This window comes from Nakamurella antarctica (genome assembly GCF_003860405.1).
GTDB classification, from domain to species: Bacteria; Actinomycetota; Actinomycetes; order Mycobacteriales; family Nakamurellaceae; genus Nakamurella; species Nakamurella antarctica.
Genome location: NZ_CP034170.1, coordinates 1,835,198 through 1,859,133 on the forward strand (window position 1 = coordinate 1,835,198; position 23,936 = coordinate 1,859,133).

The 23,936-nt window shown below is 60.2% G+C and carries 14 protein-coding genes and 5 pseudogenes; 4 read left to right on the forward strand and 15 right to left on the reverse strand.

Annotated features, from left to right (window positions below; translation table 11 throughout):
* Window positions 1–55 precede the first annotated feature (55 nt).
* Together nusA and rimP are read right to left on the reverse strand one after the other, a co-directional pair.
* Window positions 56–1,072 (reverse strand): transcription termination factor NusA, encoded by a 1,017-nt coding sequence (gene nusA, locus EH165_RS08005; protein WP_124799001.1) that lies wholly within the window; start codon window positions 1,070–1,072, stop codon window positions 56–58.
* Window positions 1,069–1,857: a ribosome maturation factor RimP gene (gene rimP / locus EH165_RS08010; protein ID WP_124799002.1), complete on the reverse strand. Its 789-nt coding sequence runs from the start codon at window positions 1,855–1,857 to the stop codon at window positions 1,069–1,071. The genes nusA and rimP overlap by 4 nt, the downstream gene beginning before the upstream one ends.
* A 172-nt stretch (window positions 1,858–2,029) precedes the next feature.
* On the opposite strand from rimP, the gene EH165_RS08015 reads away from it, so the two are divergent.
* Both EH165_RS08015 and EH165_RS08020 read left to right on the forward strand, forming a co-directional pair.
* Window positions 2,030–2,635 carry a hypothetical protein gene (locus EH165_RS08015; protein WP_124799003.1) on the forward strand — a complete coding sequence of 202 codons (606 nt, stop codon included), beginning with the start codon at window positions 2,030–2,032 and terminating at the stop codon, window positions 2,633–2,635.
* Entirely contained in the window at window positions 2,632–3,198 is a 567-nt protein-coding gene (locus EH165_RS08020) for a ferritin-like domain-containing protein (protein ID WP_124799004.1), read from the forward strand. Before EH165_RS08015 ends, EH165_RS08020 begins: the two co-directional genes overlap by 4 nt.
* 85 nt (window positions 3,199–3,283) lie before the next feature.
* On the opposite strand, the pseudogene EH165_RS08025 reads toward EH165_RS08020, so the two are convergent.
* The 7 genes and pseudogenes from EH165_RS08025 to EH165_RS08050 form a co-directional block, all read right to left on the reverse strand.
* A pseudogene (locus EH165_RS08025) lies at window positions 3,284–5,061 on the reverse strand (proline--tRNA ligase).
* Between the two features lie 386 nt (window positions 5,062–5,447).
* Window positions 5,448–6,635 carry a hypothetical protein gene (locus EH165_RS08030; RefSeq protein ID WP_124799005.1) on the reverse strand — a complete coding sequence of 396 codons (1,188 nt, stop codon included), beginning with the start codon at window positions 6,633–6,635 and terminating at the stop codon, window positions 5,448–5,450.
* Between the two features lie 512 nt (window positions 6,636–7,147).
* Window positions 7,148–7,327, reverse strand: a pseudogene (locus EH165_RS15425) (transposase); the annotation flags it as partial.
* Window positions 7,328–7,389: 62 nt separating this feature from the next.
* Window positions 7,390–7,605: pseudogene (locus EH165_RS16830) on the reverse strand (IS3-like element ISMysp3 family transposase); the annotation flags it as partial.
* A gap of 55 nt (window positions 7,606–7,660) precedes the next feature.
* On the reverse strand, window positions 7,661–7,972 hold the full coding sequence (locus tag EH165_RS08040) for a transposase (protein WP_124799007.1): 312 nt from the start codon (window positions 7,970–7,972) through the stop codon (window positions 7,661–7,663).
* Between the two features lie 129 nt (window positions 7,973–8,101).
* Complete coding sequence (locus tag EH165_RS08045) at window positions 8,102–8,395, reverse strand: hypothetical protein (protein ID WP_124799008.1); 294 nt, start codon at window positions 8,393–8,395, stop codon at window positions 8,102–8,104.
* A gap of 443 nt (window positions 8,396–8,838) precedes the next feature.
* On the reverse strand, window positions 8,839–9,060 hold the full coding sequence (locus EH165_RS08050) for a hypothetical protein (RefSeq protein WP_124799009.1): 222 nt from the start codon (window positions 9,058–9,060) through the stop codon (window positions 8,839–8,841).
* Window positions 9,061–9,134: 74 nt separating this feature from the next.
* Here EH165_RS08050 and EH165_RS08055 point away from each other — a divergent pair.
* Window positions 9,135–10,433: pseudogene (locus EH165_RS08055) on the forward strand (IS256 family transposase).
* A gap of 457 nt (window positions 10,434–10,890) precedes the next feature.
* Here EH165_RS08055 and EH165_RS08060 read toward each other — a convergent pair.
* Complete coding sequence (locus EH165_RS08060) at window positions 10,891–11,562, reverse strand: polymorphic toxin-type HINT domain-containing protein (protein WP_124799010.1); 672 nt, start codon at window positions 11,560–11,562, stop codon at window positions 10,891–10,893.
* Window positions 11,535–13,946, reverse strand: a complete 2,412-nt coding sequence (locus EH165_RS08065; RefSeq protein WP_124799011.1) for an RHS repeat-associated core domain-containing protein — start codon at window positions 13,944–13,946, stop codon at window positions 11,535–11,537. Before EH165_RS08065 ends, EH165_RS08060 begins: the two co-directional genes overlap by 28 nt.
* Window positions 13,947–14,016: 70 nt before the next feature.
* On the opposite strand from EH165_RS08065, the pseudogene EH165_RS08070 reads away from it, so the two are divergent.
* Window positions 14,017–15,212 (forward strand): annotated as a pseudogene (locus EH165_RS08070) (IS3 family transposase).
* Window positions 15,213–15,315: 103 nt separating this feature from the next.
* On the opposite strand, the gene EH165_RS08075 reads toward EH165_RS08070, so the two are convergent.
* The 4 genes from EH165_RS08075 to EH165_RS08090 are packed head-to-tail and all read right to left on the reverse strand — an operon-like array spanning window position 15,316 to window position 23,796.
* The gene (locus tag EH165_RS08075) at window positions 15,316–15,495 is read right to left on the reverse strand and encodes an RHS repeat protein (protein ID WP_124799012.1); all 180 of its coding nucleotides are present in this window, start codon (window positions 15,493–15,495) and stop codon (window positions 15,316–15,318) included.
* 53 nt (window positions 15,496–15,548) lie between these two features.
* Window positions 15,549–15,959, reverse strand: a complete 411-nt coding sequence (locus EH165_RS08080; RefSeq protein ID WP_124799013.1) for a hypothetical protein — start codon at window positions 15,957–15,959, stop codon at window positions 15,549–15,551.
* Between the two features lie 32 nt (window positions 15,960–15,991).
* A complete protein-coding gene (locus tag EH165_RS08085) occupies window positions 15,992–22,936 on the reverse strand; it encodes an RHS repeat-associated core domain-containing protein (RefSeq protein WP_124799014.1) in 6,945 nt (2,314 codons plus the stop codon).
* Window positions 22,936–23,796: an LPXTG cell wall anchor domain-containing protein gene (locus EH165_RS08090; RefSeq protein WP_124799015.1), complete on the reverse strand. Its 861-nt coding sequence runs from the start codon at window positions 23,794–23,796 to the stop codon at window positions 22,936–22,938. Before EH165_RS08090 ends, EH165_RS08085 begins: the two co-directional genes overlap by 1 nt.
* Window positions 23,797–23,936 lie beyond the last annotated feature (140 nt).

Below are 23,936 nucleotides of genomic sequence, written 5' to 3' on the forward strand. Positions count from 1 at the left end.
TGCGGTGAGTTGCGTCGCGCCCCGGGTCGCTAGCCGGTTTCGCAGCTTTCGTCCGTCAGCGTTCGCTACCCTGCTCAGGTTCGGCATCTTCCGGGATCACCTCGGCGTCACTGCGGATATCGATGCGCCAGCCCGTGAGGCGTGCTGCCAGCCGCGCGTTTTGCCCTTCTTTGCCAATGGCGAGAGAAAGCTGAAAATCCGGAACCACTACTCGAGCCGCCCGAGCCGCTGCGTCTACCACCGTGATGGACAGTGCGCGGGCCGGGGACAGCGCATTTCCGACGAAAGTGGCGGGGTCGTCGTCGTAATCGATGATGTCGATTTTCTCGCCAGCAAGTTCGCTCATCACTGCCCGAACTCGTGCGCCCATCGGACCGATGCACGCACCCTTGGCGTTTACGCCAGCAACCGTGGCGCGCACCGCGATTTTGGAGCGATGCCCCGCCTCGCGCGCCACTTCCGTGATTTCTACTGTCCCATCGGCAATTTCGGGCACCTCAAGAGCGAAGAGCTTCCGCACGAGTGCCGGGTGCGTGCGGGACAGCGTAATTTGCGGTCCGCGGATTCCCCGAACCACCGACACCACAAAGCAACGCAGACGCTGGCCGTGGACATACGTTTCCCCCGGAGCCTGCTCAGCGGCCGGGATAACGCCTTCGACATCTCCGAGGCTTACGACAACCACGCCTTTGGCATTGACCCTGGAGTCGGCGGTAACAATTCCCGTGATCAGATCGTGTTCGCGGCCAGCAAAGTCGCCGAAGGTGCGTTCGTTTTCCACGTCCCGCAACCGCTGCAGGATTACCTGGCGCGCGGTTGTCGCGGCGATTCGGCCGAAGTCGGAAGGGGTGTCGTCCCATTCCTCGCTCAGGACACCGGAAGCCCCTACCTCGCGGGCGAGCACCCGAATATTTCCACTCTTCTGATCCACCTCGACGCGCGCATGGGAGTAGTGGCCATCGGTGTGGCGGTAGGCGGTGAGGAGCGCCGTTTCAAGAGTTTCGATCAGAGAATGGAAGGCAATTCCTTTTTCCCTTTCGACGGCGCGCAGGGCGCTGATATCAACGTTCATTTCGTTAATCCTTCGGTGTTTGCAGCTTCACCTGATGGTTCGTCACTGGGGGTTGTCACTCTCGTCGCCATGTCGTCTGAGGCGATGTCGTTCGGTGGTGCTTCAGCGAAGTCAGCGACAGCATCGAGGTCCGCTCCCGCGTCATCCTCAAAATCTGCTACCGAGTCAAATTCTTCAAAGTCGTCATCGGCGCCGTCACCACCGTCCGTTTCAGGCCCGCTGGCCAGATCGTCCAGGTCTACCGCTCGAGCCGCATCGACGAAGCCATCGGCGGCAAGGATTGCGGCGTGGGAGGCAGGCATCTTGTTGAACTCGATCTCGATCTTTGCGCTCCGGATGCGTGTCAGAGGAACAAACTGAGATTCCCAATCGACGAGCAATTCCAGTGAGGTGTTGCCTTCTGCGTCCGGGGCGACTCTTCGGATGCGCCCGATCAGGCCAGTGTCGTCAGTCAATGTGAGCTCGACGAGACGTCCGCGGGCCCGTCGATAGTGCCTCTCCTCGGTCAGGGGCCGGCTCGTCCCGGGGCTGGTGACTTCGAGCGTGTATGCCGCAGGCCCCATCGGGTTGTCGTCTACCAGGTCGAGAGCATCCAATTTCTCGGCTAAGGCGCGGCTGACGTCGGCGGCGGCGTCCAAACTGACTCCGTGATCGGAATCGATGACGATGCGCACGAGGCGCCTGCGTCCCGCGGCGATGACCACATGCTCCTCGAGGTCGTACCCGGCCTCGGCGGCGACAGTGCTGGCAAGCTCTGAAAGTCGTCCCTCGTCAGCGCGTCCCATACTTATCTCCTTGCCTGTGTGCAGTTGTCTTCCGGTCGTGGTGCCGGCGGGCAAGGGTTCGTTTCCCAGAACACACGCCCGGGGAAGATCTCTCGCCTTCGGTTCAAGACTTTAGCCTGTTTGGCTGGTACGGACGTACCTCTTGCGATCTCTGTGCGGCAAGGTGCGGCGCGTGAGGGCCAGCAAATCCGTCCGAAATGCGGGATACCGCAGTGATGCCTGGAATGATGACGGTGTGCAATCCCCCGCAAACTCGTCGTTAGGCCGTCGCGCATTCCTCAGTGGGCTGGCCGGCACCGCCATAATGACGGTGGCCGCCTGCAAGAATCCCCTGTCCAGCGCGCCCGTCACGCGCACGGTGACAACGGCCGCCCCTCCCCCGGTGGATCCCCTGGAAAGCCTGTTGGCGACAGCTCGGCTGCATCTGCAGCGCATCGAAGCGGGCCTGATAGCAGTTGCAGCCGACCCCGCGGCAGTGGCGAAGCTGACCCCAGTTCGATCCGACAGGGATGCTCACGTCAAGGCCCTGGAGGCGGAGGTGGCGAGAACGTCCAGCACTCCCACGAGCGCTGCCGAACCGCCCGCTGGTCCGGTTTCGCTCGGTAATTCCGCAACGATTGCGAGCGCTGACGTTCTCGCAATGGCGCTGGGCGACGCAGATTCCGCTCAGCTTCAATTCCGCGACGGAGTCGGGACGACGTCGCGCTACCGCGGGGCCCTTTTCGCTTCGATCTCAGCTTGCCTGGCCTCCCACCGATTGGTATTGCAACCCTCATGACGACACCCACCGCGAGCGAACCCTCAAATCCCACTGCCCCCGGCGCTGCTCAAGTCTCCGTTGCTGGTTCTGCCCCCGGAGGCGGAACCGAGGCCGCCGCAGTACCACAGCAGCAGTACGGTGCTATCGAAGCGGAAGCTATTGACGCGTTACAAAAGGCCCTTGCCAGCGAGCATGCCGCAATCTGGAGCTATGGCTTCATGATTGCCTTCAACAAGGACGACACCACGAAAATCGCGGCCTACCAGCTCAATCACACCGTGGCCAGAGATGGAGTAGCTGCCATGTTGTTGGGCGCTGGCGCGCAGCCGGTCCGCACCGAAGTTGAGTACCAGGTGCCTGTGACGGTGACCGACACTGGAACGGCCCGCCAGCTTGCCGTCGTCGTGGAACGTGATTGCACCAATACCTGGCGTTTCGTGGTGGGATCGACGGACAATCCGCTGGTCCGCGACTTCGCAGTATCGGCCTTGTCGGACTCCGCCGTCCGCCAGACGGCCTGGAAACTCTTCGACCCGGCAGTCAATCCTTTGGTGCCGTTCCCGGGGGATGAAACGGCTTAACATCGCCGCCAGGCAGCAAAAAGGGTGGCCAACCGGGGAATTCCGGCGGGCCACCCTTCTCGTTGCTAATGAGTGTTGGCGCTGATTAGCGTTGGCGCTGAACACCTTTGACTAATGCGGTGATGACCGAAACGACCCGGTCAACAGCCACCTCTTCCTTGACGCCGGTGGCTCGATCCTTCAGCTCCACCACGCCTTCGGCCAATCCGCGCCCGACCACGAGGATGGTGGGCACGCCGATCAGCTCCGAGTCTGCGAACTTCACGCCCGGTGATGCGACGCGGTCGTCCAGGAGTACCCGGACACCCGCGGCATCCAATTCGTGGGCGAAGCCTTCTGCTGCGGCAAACAATTCGGGCCACTTGCCGGCTACCACGATATGAACGTCGGCGGGGGCGATCTCGCGCGGCCAGACCAAACCCTTTTCATCGTGGTTAGCCTCGGCAACCGCAGCGACGGCACGGGAAACGCCGATGCCATACGACCCCATGGTGACCGTCACGAGTTTGCCGTTTTCGTCCAGAACCTTCAGACCCAGGGCTTCCGCGTATTTGCGTCCCAGCTGGAAGATGTGGCCCATTTCAATGCCCCGCGCTGTCTGCAGCACCCCACCGCTGGGCCCCGGGCTAGGGTCGCCGTCGCGGATTTCGGCGGCCTGGATCACTCCGTCGGCCGAGAAGTCTCGCTCCATCACCAGTCCGATGACGTGCTTGCCAGGCTGGTTGGCGCCGGTGACCCAGCTGGACCCAGGGACCACGACGGGATCGAGCAGGTAGCGGATCTTCGTGCTGCCTGTTTCACCCAAGGCGCCTGGGCCGATGTAGCCCTTGACCAACGCCGGGTTGGCCTTGAAGTCTTCTTCCGCAAACGGCTCCAGTTCGGCTGGTGCCACCTGCGCTTCTAACCTCTTGGGGTCCACCTCGCGGTCGCCGGGCAAGCCCACCGCAAGGGGCTCGCGCGTGCCGTCGGGGTGGCGCAGCATGACGATGACGTTCTTCAACGTGTCCGCGGCCGCCCAGGGGCGATCCGTCCGAGGGAATGCGAGGTTCAGGTGGTCCACCAGCGAAGCGATGGTTGGGGTCTCCGGCGTGTCCTCGACGTGAGCAGCGGGTGCATCGTCATACGGGATTGAAGGAGGTGCCTGCATGACGACGGCTTCCACATTGGCGGCGTAGTCACCGTTGGCGCTGCGCACGAAGGTGTCTTCACCCACCTCTGATTCGGCCAGGAACTCCTCGGACGCGCTGCCACCCATGGCGCCAGACATTGCCGAAACGATCACGTACTTGAAACCGAGCCGGTCGAAGGTCCGGATGTAGGCGTCGCGGTGTGCAAGGTATGACTGCGCCTGACCCTCATCAGTGATGTCGAAGGAGTAGGAATCCTTCATCACGAACTCGCGACCACGCAGCACTCCCGCCCGGGGCGGGCCTCGTCGCGATACTTGGTCTGAATTTGATAGAGGGAAAGCGGAAGTTGCTTGTACGACGAGAGGATGTCCTTACCCAGCAGAGTGAACATCTCCTCATGAGTGGGGCCCAGCAAGTAGTCGTTACCCTTGCGATCCTTTAAACGGAAGAGGTTGGCGCCGTATTCGGTCCAGCGACCGGTGGTTTCGTAGGGCTCACGCGGAAGCAGTGCGGGGAACAGGACTTCCTGGAACCCCGCGTTGTCCATCTCCTCGCGGACGATGTTCTCGATATTGCGCAAGACCCGCAGGCCCAGCGGAAGCCAGCTGTAGATGCCGGGGGCCGCGCGGCGCACGTAGCCGGCGCGAACCAGCAGCCGGTGACTTGGTACCTCTGCATCGGACGGATCCTCGCGCAACGTTCGGAGGAACAGCGTGGACATGCGGGTAATCACCGGGGGGCTCCTTGGGACTGAGGGGGCTGAGCTGCCTGCGCGCCCACTGCGGCGCGCTTGCCTCGTAAGACTAGTCGGCAGCCCGGGGTGGCCACTTCCGGTAAAACCACCCCCGCTGAACCCGACTCAACCCCACGGCAATCCTGTGGAAGCCTGCGGCGGCACGATCGGCAAGGATCGAAGACTCGCCGAGTGCAGCTGCTTACAGCCGATTGCACCGAAAGTTTCTCAGATTCTTCAGATCACGGGGTAAGTCAGGTAGTACGTAGCCTGGTCAACCCCCGGGCCATCGATCATTCTCGACGTGCGCCACCAGCATCGTCGTCCGAAGCTCCGCAGCGCCATGCCTGTGCTTGCTAAGTGGCCGCACCTAGCGTGTCTGTCGTTTATTGCCGGGTTTGGATGCCCAACGCGAAGGTCAGGTCGTAGAAGAGTTTGTTCGCCTGCCCTTCCCCTTTATCGGCGTGGAATACGTCGTGCAGGTCCTGTGCGATGGGTGTTAGGCCTGCTTCTTGCGCCCATTTCAGAGCCCGTTCGGCGGCTTGGTCTGCGGGCAGGTACATGTCGTTGATGTCCTCGTCGCACTCTTCTTGCAGCATCTGCGTTCCCGCTTCGTGATCTAAGCACGCACGCCAAAGGCCTGTTTGCTCGGAATAGGCGGAAACTAGAACGCATTCGCTGTCCCACACGAATCCAGACAGTGCTGGACTGCCTGTTTCTGCAACGAGATCAACCAGCACATCTGCTATTTCTCGTTCGATGTCCTCACCGTAGTACTGCCCCAATTGCCAACCACCGGGCAGCAAAGATGTCCCCTCGAGCCCTTCGTCGCGGCTCGTCAAGGCTTCGACCTCATCCAGGCTTTTGGCGGTTTTGCAGATCACGAGGGATCCGGTGAAACTGAACTCGAATTCCTCTTCATCGTCGGTCTCAGCGGGAACCGGAACAGCCGCAGCCGAAGGCGAAGATCCGTCCAACGATTCAAGGTGGGTCCAAATCCGAGGCCAAATTTCCAGTACAGGATTTTCTAGCTGAGCCTGTCGAAGCAATGGGTATGCCTCGTCGGACTGTCGTTGCTGCCGGATTATCAGGCCGAGAGCTGCCGGATGAGTCTTCCCGGGCAGCTGCCACACAGGCCGACGTAATTCCTCCTCAAAAAAAACTGGCTCCGCCAAACGGTCAAGTAGCGGAATACAGACCATCTTCAGCTTCTCTTCCATGCGCGCACCTAAAGTTGCGGCCATGGCAGCGTCAGAAGCATCAAAGACCCAATCGTAGTGATGGAATCTTTCTTGAAAGTCGCAAGGGCAGTCCAACTTCCACTCCCATAGGCCGCGACGTGAAGTGTAAGATTCCTGCTTAAAAAGCTCCAATAGTATTTTCGGCGCTGAAACCAATTCAATTCTGAATTCTACCGACGGAAGTACGGGGTAATTGAGTTTCTGGACGATAAAGTATTGCATACTGCCATCGGGCATTTCTCGGAGATAGTTCCTTCCTTGTTTCCTAAAACCACTGGTTTTCAGTAATGGCGTCATATATTGCTTGAGCCAAGCATCTACAGGATGAGCCATTTTATTTCTCCGTAAGAATCGAGATTATTGCATACATAAAATTATGATGATGCGGCAGGCTCTGCGAGCTACCCCACTGCAACTGGGGCTCTTAATAGCGCCCCCAACAAAGCCAACAATGCCCAACTAACGTCGCTGTCAGAGCTCTAGGTCGGACCAATATAAAATTGTTACTATTAACCACAAAAAGCAAGAGATGAGCAAACCAAATCCTGCTGAATACATAATTTTTCCGAACCGTGAATATTTAGGTTTCCGACCGCAGTAAATTAGCAACGCTGCTCCGCTGACGACGATGGCGAAATTTCTAAAGTAAGAGTGTCCGCCGAAAGCATTAGAGGCGACACCTCCCCAAAGTATCACAATGCTGACTATCACAGAAGTAATAAGGACACCCGTGCTTATACGCTTCACTGTCAGCCACCTCTCTATTTGTGGGGTGTTCCGACCTGCGCCCCTACACAGCAATACAGACCCCTACATTCAAAGGCCTGATTGATGGCTCTTCAGAGTTAGTAGGGGCATGGTGGCCTGGCTCTGGATGGCGCACGCCGTTGGGGGCGTGTGCAGGCCCAGCGTATCCGGCGGCGTTGGTTGGTGGGGTTACGGAATCCGAAAGCTGTCCGGCCGACGTGTTTGACGATTCGGTTCGTCCCCTCGCTGGCCGCGTGGGAGAGCCCGGAGCTGATGGCTGGTGAACACCCTTCAACCCGTGCCAGCGCATCAGGCATTCCACCGTGCACCTAGCCACCGGCGTGCCCTGGACCAGCACGTTCTCCCGGCGGAGCTGGTGATAGACCTTCGACACCCCGTACAAGCCGCCACGGGACCCCTCGTGCACCCGCCGAATCTGGACGAGCACCTCAACGTCGCGGATAGCTCTGGCGCAAGGCGCCCGTTTCACCTCGGCGTAGAACGTACTCGGGTCGATTTTGCACCCATGCTCAGTGAGCACCCGGCAGATCGGCACGACCGGCAAAACGCGCCCTGTTTTCCACGATGAAAGTAACTACCACGGCAGTCGCTCACTCGAGCTCCCGCGCGAAGAAACTTGACGCCGCCAACAGAATCTCATTGGCACGCTTAGACTCTCGCAGCTCAGCCTCCAACTCTTTAATCCGCTTCGCACTATCCGTTGTCGTGCCGGGGCGCTTACCGGTATCAACATCGGAATGCCTGACCCAAGTTCGCAAAGTGTCAGCAACTATGCCGACCTTCGGCCCAATACGTTTCACCGCCGCGTTCATCGACAACGCCGGATCCTCCGACATCGCCTCCACGACCAACCGAACCGACCTCTCCCGCAACTCCTGCGGATACTTCCTCTGTGCTGGCATGAAACCACCCTTCCGTGGAATCAAACCCTCCACAAGACCCGGGGTGATTCAGTCTCAGTACACGCCGGGTCTGTACAGGGACGATAAGGGTTACTGCGAAGGCGAACACGATTGCTAAGAGTCGACGCGTCAGAGCATTCCTACCTCACGCGCCAGCACTTCGCGGGCAATCTCGTCCCCCGCTTCAGTATTTGCGAACCAAACGATCGCGCCTGGCGTGGGAATCTCATCTCGCCATTCGGTCAACCACTCCCGCGTGATCCGCTCGATGGCATCACCTGGCGAATGCGGCCACGCGTGGTGCCCCTGTTCGTCAACGTCTCCAGGCACTATCAGGCCCGCGGTCACCAACTCAGCTATCAGTCCGATCGTCATCGTACGCCGAGCTTCCGCGGCGCAGAGGCTCCATATAGCGTTTGTCACCCAGGACGCGTAGCCCCAGTCTATTAGGCCCGACACAAGGACACACTCAGTGGGCGTCCTTGCGGCCGCATCAGCGCTCATTTTTTGATATGTATCCTCTTTTGAATCTGCCCTGGGGCCTTAATGTCGATCGTATGCCCACCCGTCTTTGAGAAGACACGCAAACCGATCTGCGTGCCATTCGGTAGTTCGTAGACCGACCCTTTGTAGCCAATCCACGTGATGCGTATGCCCCCTTGAGTCAACTCATCGAACGTCGACTGTAGTGCGGACTGATCAGGGGCGGTCCATACATCGGGATTCTTCCCCTTTAACAAGCCGTTGAGTATTTCGTCTAGCGACCGACCCTCCGCCCCCGCTGCTGCGCCGCCGAGGCCGCCGGCATATTTGACTGTGAGGCCCCCTGCCAAACCAAGTCCGGCGCCTAGGGCTGCGGCTTTGATTTAATCTTCGACTGATCCTCCGCCGTATGCGCTGTTTCTGGCGCCGGCGACCGCCCCGCCCCACACAACGCCACCCACAGCTGTTGTTCCGAAGGTGGCTGCGGTGCACACTGCGGTCGCGAGAACACCTGATGCAAGGGACACCGTGATGGTGAGGGCGGGCTGGACAACCGTCCCCCACGGATCCTGCGCGATCCTGACGTATTTGTTGAATGCCTGCATCGTCGGGACTGTGGATTTAAGGGTGTTTCCGGCCTGACGCGCCGCGCATGATGCGTGGCGGGAAAGGCGCCGTGATGACAACGACACTTGATGCTGTGAGTCCGAAGAAAAACCAGAGCGATGACCGATCCGCCGAGGGTGCTGCCGCGGCCGAGTTGGTAAGGATGGCGAAAGAACAAGGCCTGTCCCTGACAGGCCCTGATGGGCTGTTGAAGCTGTTCACGAAGAACGTGCTTGAGGCCGCGCTGAACGAGGAACTCACTGAGCACCTTGGGCATCAGAAGAACCGGGCCGACCCTGACCGCGGGCAGGGCAATGTCCGCGGGCGGCACGAGAGCGAAGACGGTGCTCACCGAAGCGACCGGTCACATCACGATCGAGGTCCCAAGGGATCGGGATGGTTCGTTCGAGCCGCAGACCGCGGGCGAAACGTCAACGCCGGCTGAACGGGGTTGAGGAGATTGTGCTGTCTTTGTATGCCAACGGGCTCACGACGGGTGAGATCAGCGCACACTTCGCCCAGATCTACGGCGCGTCGGTGTCAAAGGAGACGATCTCAAGGATCACCGACAAAGTCATCGAGGAAATGCACGAATGGGCCGCCCGGCCCCTGGATGAGGTTTACGCGGCGATTTTCATTGTCCCCCACTACGTGGGAGGTGCCCCAGCGATTGTGGTGAAGATACGGGACGGTCAGGTCGCGAACCGGCCCGTTTACGCAGCTATCGGCGTCACCCTGGCCGGGGAGAAAGACGTCCTCGGGCTGTGGGTCGGGACCGGAGGTGAAGGCGCGAAGCTTGCGGATGAGCGTCCTGACCGACATTAAGAACCGCGGTGTTCGGGACGTTTTCTTCCTTATCTGCGACGGTTTGAAAGGCCTGCCCGACGTGGTGGGCAATGTGTGGCCGCTCACCACGGTGCAGACGTGCATCATCCACCTCATTCGCAACACTTTCCGCCTGGCGTCGAAGAAGGACTGGGACGCGCTCAAACGTGATGTGAAACCGATCTACACCGCACCGAACCACAACGCCGCCCGGGCAGCGTTGGAAGAGCTCACCGAGAAATGGGGGAAGAAGTACGGTGCGATCATTCGGCTCTGGGAATCCGCGTGGGAAGAGTTCATTCCTTTCCTGGACTACGACCTCGAGATCCGGACCGTGATCTGCTCAACAAATGCGATCGAATCACTGAACGCTAGGTATCGGCGGGCGGTTCGGGCCCGGGGTCATTTCCCGACCGAGCAGGCAGCACAGAAATGCCTCTACCTGGTCACCCGTAGTCTCGATCCCACGGGTCGTGGCCGCACCCAATGGACAATGCGGTGGAAACCAGCGCGGGGCGCATTCGCGACCACCTTCGCCGACCGCTGACCAGCAGCACAAACCTACTAACCAAAAATGCTGGAAACACCGTTAACGAGACAGTCCCACCAAACATCACACGAAACGGCGAAGAGCCCCTTACTCCGGCGCCTGTCCGCTGATGTTTGTCAGATTAGATGATCGAGTTAGCCGCGAATATTTTCTACATTTGCATAATAGACTCTCAATTGCAGATCCGTCGGACTATTCCAAACGTATTGGCCTACGGTTCGTAGAAGCTTCTCGCCTCGGTTAGAATCTATTACCTCGGGCTCGCTCGACCAGTGACCAGCCCATACCTGTATGCATTCTTTTCGTAGTAGGCTAACTAGCGCCGCAATTACTTCAGCCAAGTCCGGGACGGGGCGAATTGCTCGTATCTCCTGAACCTGACAAATTTCAGGCAAAGGGATTAGGTCCTCAAGGCCCAAGATCAAGATCTCTTGCTCGATATTCGTCATTTTGGTCACGGTGCTCCTAATTTAACTCTTTGACCATCAAGCGGCCCTCCAAAATACCTAAGGTAAGCGGAGCCCTTAATTCCTGGCTGGCCTGCCACCCCTTCGGGGAGAACTCGAAAGCCGACGGCCTGCTTAGTACCTGGGCTATAATATCGCGTTGCAGGGTTTGACGCGGTTGCTTTACCAGGAAGTATTTCATAGCCCGCATTTCTAGCCAGGTCATCAATCTGCTTAGGGGTCAACCCCTTGAGCGACTTCGGGTCACTCAGTATTTTTTGAGACGTGGTGCAGGTGTTGTGGACGAGTATGGGTGTGTTACCAGCGTAGTAGGTGTGGATTCCTTCGATTTCGAGGTTGTAGGCGGTGAGGTCCTGCCCGTGTACATACTTGGTTGTGATGGTGGCGGTGCCGCCGGCCGCAGTGAGGACCTTGTCGCCCACTGGGACGTCGATGGCCTTAGTGAACGTTTTGGTGGTGGCATCCCAGATGGGGTGACCATCGGTGGCGTTAAGCACGGTGCCGTCAGACAGCGTGAGATCAACCATAATGTGCGGCCCGGCGTGACGGATCAGCGTTAACACCTGTTTGGCTGTGGTGACCCCAGTCTCTGGTTCCGTGGCAAGAACCAGATCGCCAACCTTGACGTCTTCTATCGGTTTTTCGGTGCCGTCTGCCATGAGGACCGACGTACGCCGGTGAAGCTATTCATGCAGCTCGTTGCCGAGGAGCCCCCGCGGGCGCTCATGCTGGCGCCGGCATAGGCAGCTATGCCGGTGAGGCCAAGGCCGGTGAGGCCGAGGCCGGTGACTTGCCAAAAGTTGTAGTCAGCGCATTGGTCGGGGTCCATGGTGCAGGCGCTTAACGCCAACGTTTTCGCATACTCCAGGTCGGTACCGCCTTTAATGAGGTAGCCCGCGGCGATCCTGCACGCTGCCGTGGTGACGCAGACAACGCTTTTGCCGCTCATCAGAACGTCATTAAAAATCGTCAAGGCGCCCCAGTCCATCCACTGCACACGTGCAACGGCGATGTCCGTGACGTTGGGCAGCACATCTGCAGGAGTGAAAACGCGATATTGCCCATTGACCAAAAAGGGGCCTGGGTGCCTGACGGCGACATCGCCAGCGTCAATGGGTTCGCTGACGACTGTCGGCACCAAACCGGCCCCAACCTTCGTCGCAGCGGCTGTAGCCGAGCTGGTTCTTCTCGGGTCGCTCCACTGAGTGTCGTTTTTCTCCTTGCTTTTGGTGGTGGCCACGGCTTTGGGAACGTACGGGGTGCTGTTGCGTTCAGTGGTTGTGGTGAGGGTTCGGACTGGTCCGGTGGCGGCGTTTCCGACGGACTTCTCGCTGGTGAACGTTTCCAGCCCAGGTCCGATTGGTTTCCCGCCGCAGTTGACTCCGATGTAGTTACCGGTGGTGTAGTTCTGGTAGCAGTACCCGAGGAAGTCCGTGTTGGTGGTGGGGTTCCCTGAGACGAATGCATACCGGTTTTGGGTTTGCGACGCGAACACTGACCCTTGGTAGGGGTCGGGGCTGAGCCAGGTGGCGGTGACGGGGTCGTATTGGCGGGCGTAGTAGGAGTTCAAATCGTTGGTGGGATCAGTGATCTCGCCGCCGTATCCAACTGTTGCGTTCCAACCGGGGGTGTTGAACGTCTGATTCCCGTAATCGCCGTAGGTGGCTTGTTCGGTGACCGTTGCGCCGATTGTTTGCGCCACCGGTGAGCCCTGGGCGTCGGTGAGGTTCCACCTGATACCGGTGCCGGGAGTGGTGACGGTGGAGGCCTGGATAGCGACATTGCCAGTGACATCCCGCACCATGTTGGTGGTACCGGAGGCAGGGTTGGTTTGGGATAGGACACTCAGGCCGTCCCACACACTGGAAGTCACAGTGGGTTGCCCCACCATGCCGCCCCCACTGCCGCTGCCCGCACCGCCGCTGGCATTGCCGGTGGTGGGTGTGGTGGTGGTGTCGGTGCTGGTTTGCAACCGGCCGATGCCGTCGTAGGTGTTATCGGTGGTTCGGCCGTCCCTGATGATGTGGGTGAGCCGGTTTTGCGGGGACCACGCGTAGTTGGTCAGCAAACCATCCACAGTTTCCTTCGTCCGCTGCCCGACCCCGTCGTAGGTGTAGGTCGCGACGTGAGAACCGGTGGAGGAAATGATCTGATTCAAATCATTGAACGTCGCCGCGATCGTGGCGGGGTCGGCGCCGGTGGTGACTGCGGAAACCCGGTTCCCCGCCGCGTCATACCCATAGGTGGACGCCCCACCCCCACCCGCTGCTGCCCCACCAGCACCTGCTCCCGTTGCGCCTGTCGTTCCACCAGCACCTGTGTTGGTGGTGGTTGTTGCGGTGAGCCGGTTGAGAGGGTCGTAAGTGTGAGTTTGGGTGTTGGAGGTGACCGGTTTCGCCAAGCCCGAAGCGACCCCGGCGACAGTCGTGGGCGTGAGCAAAGCAGCCAACCCAGCCCGAGGGTCAACCCCGCTGGTGGTGACGGTATTGGTTTCGGTGGTGACGTTGCTGCGGGAGTCATACCCGTAGCCGAGAACTATTTTGCCGCCCGCCGGGACCTGCCCCTGCGCGGTAGGAATATCCCAACCGGCTAAGTAGTCACCGGGTGCGATCCCACCAGCTGTGTTCCCACCGCTGCCGGGGACCACAGGTCCGAGCGGCGTGGGGGTGGGGTCAGTGGGGAGTTGGTGGGTGATAGTGGTGACCCGACCAGCACTGTCGTAACTAAAGGTGGTGTCCACCCCATTCGAACGGACCTGCGACACCAGTCGGCCGGCGTCGTCGAAGGCGTACTCCAAATCCCCGAACGGAGACCTCTGCGCCACCGGCAACCCAGCACCATCAAACGTGGTGGTGACAGTTTGACCCGTCGGATACGTCAACGCCGTTTCCTGCCCAGCCGCGTTATAAGCATGCGCAACAACGGCCCCAGCGGGGTTCGTTTCCGACAAAACCTGCCCGGCAACGTCATACGTCCAACCGGTGACACCAACACCGTCGGTCATCGCAATCGGGCGACCCACCGCATCAAACTCCCACGCCACTGATCGGCCTAGGGATTTCGGACAGTGGCCCCTCTTAAGCTGAGGGGACTACTGAGAGCGAGATCTGATTGTGTCTGCTTCTTCGTCCAGGCGGCGGTTCAGCCAGGATTTTAAGGATGAGCTTGCCCGTGAGGTGGTTGATTCCTCCAAACCGATCGTCGATGTTGCTAAGGCCTACGGCGTCGGTTCGGAGACGTTGCGGCGGTGGGTTCTGAAGTACCGGGAGGCCCACGGTGGTACTGAAACTGACGTGACGGTGTCGGAAAGGACCCGACTTAAAGAGCTCGAACGGGAAGTTTGTGATCTCCGGGCCGAGGCGGCGTTCCTGAAAAAAGCCAGCGCTTACTTCGCTCGGGAGCAGCGGTGGTAAGCAAGTATGAGTACGTCGGTTCCCAACTCACCGAACCTAGCAACACCAATTCGGTGGTGAAAATGCTTGGCTGGCTTGAAGTCTCAGCATCTGGGTTCTATAACTGGCGTGGCCGTGGCCGTGGGCTGTCGGCGACCGCAGCTCGCCGTGATGTGTTGGCGGTGAAGATTCATGGGTACTTCACCGCATCCAAGGGCCGGTATGGGTATCGGCGGATCTACGCCGACCTCAAAGCCGAAGGTGTTGAATGCTCCCCGGAGCTGGTCCGCTAGATCAGGGTTCGGGAGAACCTGGTTTCGTGCCAACCCAGGCCTTTCCGGGTGACCACCGAATCGGACCCCGACAGACCTCAGGCGATCGAGGACTTGGTGAATCGGGACTTCACAGCCGACCGGCCCGGGGTGAAATTCGTCGGTGACATCACCTACATCCACACGTGGCAAGGCTTCATTTATTTGGCCACGGTCATCGATTGCTACTCCAAGAAAGTTGTTGGGTGGTCGATCGCTGATCACATGCGCTGCGAGTTAGTTGAAACAGCCCTGAAGAACGCCGCGGCGACAACAGTTATTGAGCCGCAAGCGATCTGGCACTCCGACCGCGGCAGCGCCTACACCAGCGGCGCCTACCGCAAGCTGGTTGCCTCACTGGGGATGCGGTCCTCGATGGGCAGAACAGGGGTGTGCTGGGACAACAGCATGGCCGAATCTTTCTTCGCCGCGCTGAAGAACGAACTCGTCTACCGCACGATCTACGCCACCAAAAGGCAGGCCAAAAGCGACGTCATCGCCTACATCGAGGGTTTCTACAACTCCCAACGCCGCCACTCGGGCCTGAACTACTCCCGACCCAACGAAGTCCACTACGGTTACCAACAGCCGGCTACGGCAGCGTAAAAAAACCACATTCCGCTGTCCGAAATTTACGCGCCAGATCAAAACCCGAGGTGTCGAACGTGGTGGTGACGGTTTCACCTGTGGGGTAAGTCAAACCGGTTTGTTAGCCGGCTTTGTTGTAGGCGTGGCTGATGGTGGCCCCAGCGGGGTTCGTTTCCGACAAAACCTGCCCGGTGGTGTCATACGTCCAACCGGTGACACCAACACCGTCGGTCATCGCAATCGGACGACCCACCGCGTCAAACTCCCACGCCACCGTCGTTCGGAGCGATGAGTATGCCATTTCTTAACCGCTTTTCAATTGAGGGCACTCAAACGCCAATACCTTGAATATCCCTACGATGAATACTTGAACGCATCCCTAATCGCAGCCCCAAGCTCCTCCACCGAAAGTTGCCCAAGATCCAATTTTATAGCCGGAGACAAGTATTCGAAACCTTTACCAGTGTTCTTGGTAGGAGTAACATCTAAAATTTTGCCATCCACATTCCAAATCAGGTCCAGGCTGATCTGTCGGTCAAGGTATGCCCGCCGAGATTTGAATCCAAGGCTTTTAATTATCGGGCGATCGGGTGGTCCTTCCGGCACCTCCATGTCGTCACGCGAATGGGTAGCTGCCTCAAGGACGGCGGCGCCCAAATCTGCATCTGCGAACGGAGCTGGAATTTTCCTCAGCCAGCCATTGGGTCTGCGAAAGTTGTCTTTACATCGGGAATATGCGAATACGACAGCATATTCGGCCCGCATCTCAACAGTGGTCGACCGAAAGAATGGCATCCTCATCCGAGAGCCTTAATATCCAGTGTAATCCCTTTGTTCATTGCGTAGTTTCTCATTTCTGCCAGTACGGCCTGCTGGGCGGCTGAGGTGCCTGTCGACGGAATGATGAGCTCGACTGATTTTCCACTAAAGTCCGCTCCTAGGCTCACCGGCACTCCATTCAGTCTGCCACTGCTGTATGCGTCGAGTTGGTCGATGTACCCCTTCAGCTTACTTCTTAACTTACTCGCTGTCTGATAAGTGACGGATCGGGTATCGAGCGTCTTAAAACTAACCGCGGTGGTACCCACAATTTTATCGATGGTCTTACTGTTGCCGCCAACAGCACCAAACAGTTTCTCAAACTCAAGGCCACGAACCTTGGGCTCAAGTTTCCACAGCGCCGCGTAAGCAGCGTTCATATCCTCAACCGTTGTGGCTTTCAGAGCCGACCTCGCCGTTAACCGACCGAGGGAGTCAATTTCGGGGCCGAGAATCAATGAAAGCGCCAGCAACAGGCCTGGCAACTCCGCCGCGCCACTAGAAGTCAACCAATCTTCAGTTAACAGCCATTCATGCCCTGGGATCACCCACACGTTACCTGGAAGAATCTGGCAACCCAGGCGGTCACATACTTGGTGGAATACGTCAGCCGAACAGGCACCGGGACCAGCGATACAAGGATCATCGTGCCTTACGGCGACATCGCTACTGTCGATGGGTTCGCCGCCGCCTGTAGGCGCCAGACCGGCCCCAACCTTCGTCGCAACGGCTGTAGCCGAGCTGCTTCTTCTCGGGTCGCTCCACCCGGTGTCATCTTTGCCGGTGGTTTTCGTAACCGCGACCTGCGCTGGCACCGGCGGTGGTGTGATTCTTACTGATGAGAGGTCTCCGGCTGATTGGGGGTCTTTGAGGAGGCCTGTGTGTCTGACGGGTTTGGGTTGGCCTCCGCAGCGGGGGCCGCCGGTGAAGTCACTGGAATTGAGTGGGCAGTAGCCGAGGTAGTCGGTGTTGGTGGTGGGGTTCCCTGAGACGAATGCATACCGGTTTTGGGTTTGCGACGCGAACACTGACCCTTGGTAGGGGTCGGGGCTGAGCCAGGTGGCGGTGACGGGGTCGTATTGGCGGGCGTAGTAGGAGTTCAAATCGTTGGTGGGATCAGTGATTTCGCCGCCGTATCCAACTGTTGCGTTCCAACCGGGGGTGTTGAACGTCTGATTACCGTAATCGCCGTAGGTGGCCTGTTCGGTAACAGCGCCGCCAATGGTTTGCGCTACCGGTGAGCCTTGGGCGTCGGTGAGGTTCCACCGCACCCCGGTGCCGGGGGTGGTGAGGGTGGAGGCTTGGATAGCGACATTGCCAGTGACATCCCGCACCATGTTGGTGGTTCCAGATACGGGGTTGGTTTGGGATAGGACACTCAGGCCGTCCCACACACTGGAAGTCACAGTGGGTTGCCCCACCATGCCGCCCCCACTGCCGCTGCCCGCACCGCCGCTGGCGTTACCTGTGCTGCCGGTGGTGGTGGTGTCGGTGCTGGTTTGCAACCGGCCGATGCCGTCGTAGGTGTTATCGGTGGTTCGGCCGTCCCTCATGATGTGGGTGAGCCGGTTTTGCGGGGACCACGCGTAGTTGGTCAGCAAACCATCCACAGTTTCCTTCGTCCGCTGCCCGACCCCGTCGTAGGTGTAGGTCGCGACGTGAGAACCGGTGGAGGAAATGATCTGATTCAAATCATTGAACGTCGCCGCGATCGTGGCGGGGTCGGCGCCGGTGGTGACTGCGGAAACCCGGTTCCCCGCCGCGTCATACCCATAGGTGGACGCCCCACCCCCACCCGCACCGGCTGCTGCAGCTCCGCCAGCACCTGCTCCGCCAGCACCTGCTGCCGTTGCGCCAGCACCTGTGTTGGTGGTGGTTGTTGCGGTGAGCCGGTTGAGGGGGTCGTAAGTGTGAGTTTGGGTGTTGGAGGTGACCGGTTGCGCCAAGCCCGAAGCGACCCCGGCGACAGTGGTGGGCGTGAGCAAAGCGGCCAACCCAGCCCGAGGGTCAACCCCGCTGGTGGTGACGGTATTGGTTTCGGTGGTGACATTGCTGCGGGTGTCGTATCCGTAGCCGAGAACAATTTTGCCGCCCGCCGGGGCCTGCCCTTGCGCGGTGGGGATATCCCAACCGGCTAAGTAGTCTCCTGGTGCGATCCCACCAGCTGTGTTCCCGCCGCTGCCGGGCTGGACTGGGCCGAGGGGTGTGGGGGTGGGGTCGGTGGGGAGTTGGTGGGTGATGTTGGTGACCCGCCCGGCTTTGTCGTACCCGAGGGTGGTGTTCACCCCATTGGATCGGTCCTCGGACACGAGGCGTCCGGCTTTGTCGAAGGCGTACTTCAAATCCCCGAACGGGGATTTTTGCGCTACCGGCAACCCGGAGGTGTCGAAGGTGGTGGTGAGGGTTTCACCGGTGGGGTAGGTCAAGGCGGTTTGTTGGCCGGCTTTGTTGTAGGCGTGGTTGATGGTGGCACCAACGGGGTTCGTCTCCGACAAAACCTGACCGGCGGCGTCATACGTCCAACCGGTAACACCCACGGTGTCGGTCATCGCAATCGGGCGACCCACCGCATCAAACTCCCACGCCACCGTCGTATCAGGCGCGGGAGCCTGTCCAGGTGGAGCGCCGGTATTGGTGAATTTCTGCTGGGTGAGTAAACCGGCGGCGGTGTAGGTGTTGGTGGTGGTGTCACCGTTGCCGTCCACTGAGCTGAGGACTTCTCCGACCGCATCAAACACATTCTTGGTGGTCACAGTTCCGGCGGCGTTCGTTACCTGGGTGGGGCGGGACGACGCATCAAACACCGTTGCGGTTGTGTTGCCGTTGGGGTCGGTGACCGTCGTGCGGTTCCCGACCTTGTCGTAGCTGTACTTAGTCGTCACATTCGCTGTGGCAGTAGAAGCACCGGCCGTACCACCGATGCCGGTGGGGGTGGCTGCTTCGATGAGTGTGGTGAGCTGCCCCACCGGGTCGTATCCGAATGTGGTGGTGGTCCCGGCGGGGTCGGTGGCCGTGACGGGTTGCCCAGCTGGGTCGAACCCAGTTTTGGTGACGGCGCCCATCGGGTCAGTAACTGCGGTGACCCTCCCGGCGGGGTCCAGGGTTTGCGCTGTTACCGCGCCGAGGGGGTCGGTGGCCGTGAGGGCCCGACCGGCTCCGTCGTAGGTGAAGGTGGTGGTGTTCCCAGCGGGGTCGCTCGCTGCGGTGACGAGGCCGCGGGAGTCGAGGGTTTGGGTGCTGGTGCGCCCCAACGGATCCGTTGACCCAGTCAGGCGGCCGAGGCTGTCGTAGGTGAAGGTGTTCACCGCACCCAACGCATCCGTCACAGCGGCGAGGTGGCCGCGGGTGTCGTAGGTGTAAGAAGTGACCTGCCCTGCTGGGTCTGTGACTGTGGCGACCTGCCCGTTGGGGGTGTAGGTGTGGGTGGTGACCCGACCATCGGGGTCTGTGGCCGTGGCGATTTGCCCGTTCACTGTGTAGGTGTAAACGATTTCCGACCCGACAGCGTCGATGGTTTTCACCACCCGCCCCAGCACGTCGTAGATGTACCCGGTGACACCACCGGCAGCGTCGGTGGAAGCAATAACGCGGCCGACATTGTCGTATTCGGTGGTCCACACCCCACCCCGGGGGTCAGTGACTGTGATGACGCGGCCGTTGGCGTCCACAGTGTTGGTGGACACCGCACCCAACGGATCAGTGCTGCTGGTGGCCTGCCCGGTGGGGTCAAAACCAGTGGACCACGTATTCCCATTCGGATCCGTGATGCCCACAATGCGGTACAGCTGATCCCGGGTGTATTTGGTAACCGCACCCATCGGATCCGTTGTCGCGGTCAGGTCATCTTCGGTGTTGTATTCAAACCCGGTGACCGCGCCGGTGGGGTCGGTGACGGAAGCCATCCGGAACAGCACATCCCAGGTGTAAGAAGTGACCCCGCCCGCCGGGTCGGTGGAGGTCAGCACATGACCGTTGCGGTCATACGTGTACGAGGTGACCGCCCCCGCCGGGTCAGTCACCGTGGCCAGGTTCCCGGCCTGGTCGTAGCCGAAGGTGGACGTGTTCCCCGCCGCATCCGTGGTACTCACGGCCTGACCAGCGTTGTCATAACCGAGGGTGGTGGTGTTCCCGGCTGGGTCGGTGCTGGACGTCAACTGCCCCACCGAGTTCCACGCATACAGGGTGGTTTCCCCACCCGGATTAGTTTGCGAGGTCACATTGCCGGCCGCATCGAACGTCGCCGCCGTGCTGGACCCATCCGGCAGATGCGCGCCCGTGACCAAACCCTGCGAGGTGACATCGAAGGTGGTGGTCCGGGTGGCGCCGCCCACCCCGCCAGTGTCAGTGCTGGAAGTAACCGTTCCAGTAGGTGAATACGTGAACGACGTGACAGTGCCGTCGGGTTGCGTCACCGAGGTGGTGTTCCCTGCCGCGTCGAAGGTGTAATTCCAAGTCCGGCCCAACTGGTCGGTGGAGGCAACCACATTATTCGCCGCGTCGTAAGCGAACCTTTTCACCCCACCCGCGGCATCGACAATGGCGGTGACCCGGGAGGCGGTGTCGAATTCGTAGGTGGTGTTGTTACCTTCGTTGTCGGTGTAAACGGTGCTACCAGCGTTGTAAGCGAACCGGCGAACGTTGTTTTCGGCGTCGCGTTGCTCCACCACCCGACCCGCGGTGTCAAAGGTGTTCACCAAATACAACACGCCCAACGGATCGGTGGCCGTCAGCAACTGATGTGCGCCGTCGTAGGTGAAAACGCGCACCCCACCATCCGGATACGTAATCGACGTCAAATCACCCGCACCGTCGTAGGTGAAGCCCCACACCCGGCCGCCCGGCACCGTGTAAGAGGTAACCCGACCCAAATCATCAGAGCCGACGGTGATGACTTGACCGTTGGTGTCGGTGATAGAAGCCAACGGCACAAACTGGGCGTTCGCCGAAGGTGTCCCGTATTCCAGGGTATAACCATGCCCCCGCGCATCAACATAAGAAGCCAGTTCCCCGATACCATCCACATCCGCGGCATCAAAAACCCAGATCCGCCCATCCGGGGACGTCATCGTTAACCGTCCGCTGCCAGTATCAGCTAGGGCAAGGTTCGCCCCTGGGTCCGAGGTGAAACCACCCGCCCCATCAGGGTTGAAGACGTAGGAGGCGCCGTCGCCACCGGCCATCATCACCGAGCCGTCGATGAACCGCTGCACATGCGCGCCCGGCCCCATCGACCACCCGGCGCCGTTTCGGGTGAGGCGGCCGTCTTGGGAGTTGTACGTCAACCCCACATCCACCCCGCTGTCACCGGGCAGGCTGTAGATGGGGAGCTGCTCAATCAGGTTGCCGGTGGTGAACGCCACCGGTTCGGCCCCATACGTTTGGTAGTTGTGCACACCCAGCTGCCGCCACCGGGCCTTCTCGGCATCCGACGGCGCCGCCGGCCAACCAGTGGTGGCGGGGGTGCCGCAATCAAACCCCGCCCCCGTCAAGTACTGCGCGAACGAGGCAAACAGGCCGTTGGCAATGGATTGGAACCCGGCCGGGTCGTTAATCACCGCCCAGTCAAAGTTGTTGTCCAGGTTCAACACCTCAAGGTGGGTGTAAGCGCCAGCAATATTCGCAAACGACGCATGCGGCACCCCATTAGATAGGGCGTTCCACTTCTTGGCCGGGCGGCCGGTGTAGGTGGGAAGGCCAGCGATGATGGTGCCAGCCAATGCGTCGTCGGCGGGGCGATCAAAGTTGAAAACCTTCGTCCCACCCTGCGACGGATTGGTGCCCCAGGCGTGTCCCTCGGGGGCGTCGAACGCGATCGTGGCGGTCAACGCCGGGTTCGCCGCCGCCGCCGTAGCAGCGCGCATCGCCTCCGACACCACCCTGGTGTTCGGGTCATCGCGGGTGATCGTCACCGTCGCTAAACACTGCTGCTCCAACAACACCTGCACGGCCTTGGACAACGCAATGTTGTAAGGCAACTCCGACGCCACCACACCCGGTGAAGTCGTGTTCGCCACACCATCATCAGGGTCCAACACAATGCTCGGCCCAACAGGGGCCACGAACGGGAAGCCAATAACCACGAACTGCGACAAATGCGCAGACTCCCCCACTACCGTTCCACTACCCGCAGCCCCCGACCCAGCATCAAATCGGGACGCCAACGCAATCCACGGGTCGCCGGTGTTTTCGCGGGTGAAGATCTTCACCGTGGCCGGGTCCACCCCCGCCGCCGCCAACCCGGTTTTGTTCACATCGAAAGTGACAGTGACACCCGGGTCCACCGACGTCACAATCACCGGGCCGTCAGGGACTTTCACCGTCGTCACCGCAGCCTCAAACCGGGTCACCCCCACCCCAGCACTATCAGTGGCAGTAACTTCCACCGGCGCTGACACCGCAACACCATCCACCGCAATAGCCGCAGCCTCAGAAACCGTCACCGGTAACTGCGCAACATCAACGGCCAACACACCTGCGGTTTCCTCACCACCGAAAACGATCGACGCGCCCACCGCATCAGCAGACACCATGTCACCAGACCCCGGGGTGACCCGACCGGAACCAACAACAACATCCCCACCCACACCGCCTGTGCCAGAGCTACCGGAACTGCCGAGGGTTGCAGGATCCGTACCAGCAGGACCGGTGCCAGTGGGGTCGGTGCCAGCCGGATCAGCGGGGGCAGAACGGATGTTCGCAGCCGCCGCGGCCCGCACCTTCGCCAGCGTCACCACACCCGCCGCCGCTGTCCGTTCCTTCACGGCTTGGGCTGCGATACCGGCGTAATCAACGACCGGAATGGGGAACGCCTGCGCCGGAGCGACAGCAGAAACAGCCAACGCAACAGCAACCACCCCCGCCAACACACCGCGCATCCCACCCACACGCACACGAGCGCCCACAAACCCCGAAGCTGCCCGCATCAGATCGAACCCATTTCATCAGAAGACGCAGAACCAGCACCAGCACCCGCAGAGCCGTTTGGCCCACCGTCGGGCCGGCGGCGCCGAGACACCGCCAACAACCCAGCACCCAGCAACAACAGCACCCCAGCCAAAACCACCCACACCGCCACATTCACACCCGTCACCGGCAACGCACCCCCCACCGGAACCGCAAACACACCCACAGGTCTCACCACACCGCCGCCGCTGGCAGCAACACCACCACCCGCACCACGGCTAGCCTGCGCATCACGGCTAGCCTGTGCGGTGGGGGCCGCTGCTGCCGCTGCAGCGGTGTCATCAAACAGTTTTTTCAGCTGCTTAGCATCCGAAACCCCGTCGGCGTTGAAGTCCTCAGACCCCACAGCGCAAGTCACGTCGCCGCAGATCAACACCTCAACCCAATCGGGGATACCGTCGGCGTCAGCGTCAGTGGAACCGTCCTCACAACTAGCGCTCCCGCAGATGATCTGTTCCACATAGTCAGGAATGCCATCGGCGTCAGCGTCAGCTTTCGGGTCAGCACATACCGCCGTGCCGCACGCCCGGATTTCCACCCAATCAGGAACACCATCCCCGTCACTGTCCTGCCCCGGCGTCAAACACGTCGCAGTACCGCACACCTGACGCTCAACAACATCAGTGATCCGATCACCATCAGAATCGCACTTTGTGGCATCCACCCCCACACACGACACCGACACATCACCAAGCGCTGCAGAGACGCCCAAAGGAGATCTCGCTGAGGCAGCGATAGGCGTATCTGCGACAGCAGTGCTCACTGGTAACGCAAAAACAACCATCAACACACTGGTGACACCCAGTAAGAACTGACGCATGATCGCCTCATTAGTCGAGTGATTTTCACCCCGAAGAGACGCATACAGACGAATCAAATGGGAATTGCTTGTGAATGTACTGCATCAAAGTAGGTCAACCACCCGAAAGGTCTCGCAAGTTTTTCCAACGAGCCAGCTAG

Bases quoted from the DNA above. Each gene is read 5' to 3' on its own strand.
- nusA (WP_124799001.1), bottom strand. From the start codon at position 1,072: ATGAACGTTGATATCAGCGCCCTGCGCGCCGTCGAAAGGGAAAAAGGA.
- rimP (WP_124799002.1), bottom strand. From the start codon at position 1,857: ATGGGACGCGCTGACGAGGGACGACTTTCAGAGCTTGCCAGCACTGTC.
- EH165_RS08020 (WP_124799004.1), top strand. From the start codon at position 2,632: ATGACGACACCCACCGCGAGCGAACCCTCAAATCCCACTGCCCCCGGC.
- EH165_RS08030 (WP_124799005.1), bottom strand. From the start codon at position 6,635: ATGGCTCATCCTGTAGATGCTTGGCTCAAGCAATATATGACGCCATTA.
- EH165_RS08040 (WP_124799007.1), bottom strand. From the start codon at position 7,972: ATGCCAGCACAGAGGAAGTATCCGCAGGAGTTGCGGGAGAGGTCGGTT.
- EH165_RS08050 (WP_124799009.1), bottom strand. From the start codon at position 9,060: ATGCAGGCATTCAACAAATACGTCAGGATCGCGCAGGATCCGTGGGGG.
- EH165_RS08060 (WP_124799010.1), bottom strand. From the start codon at position 11,562: ATGGCAGACGGCACCGAAAAACCGATAGAAGACGTCAAGGTTGGCGAT.
- EH165_RS08075 (WP_124799012.1), bottom strand. From the start codon at position 15,495: ATGGCATACTCATCGCTCCGAACGACGGTGGCGTGGGAGTTTGACGCG.
- EH165_RS08080 (WP_124799013.1), bottom strand. From the start codon at position 15,959: ATGCGGGCCGAATATGCTGTCGTATTCGCATATTCCCGATGTAAAGAC.
- EH165_RS08085 (WP_124799014.1), bottom strand. From the start codon at position 22,936: ATGCGGGCAGCTTCGGGGTTTGTGGGCGCTCGTGTGCGTGTGGGTGGG.
- EH165_RS08090 (WP_124799015.1), bottom strand. From the start codon at position 23,796: ATGCGTCAGTTCTTACTGGGTGTCACCAGTGTGTTGATGGTTGTTTTT.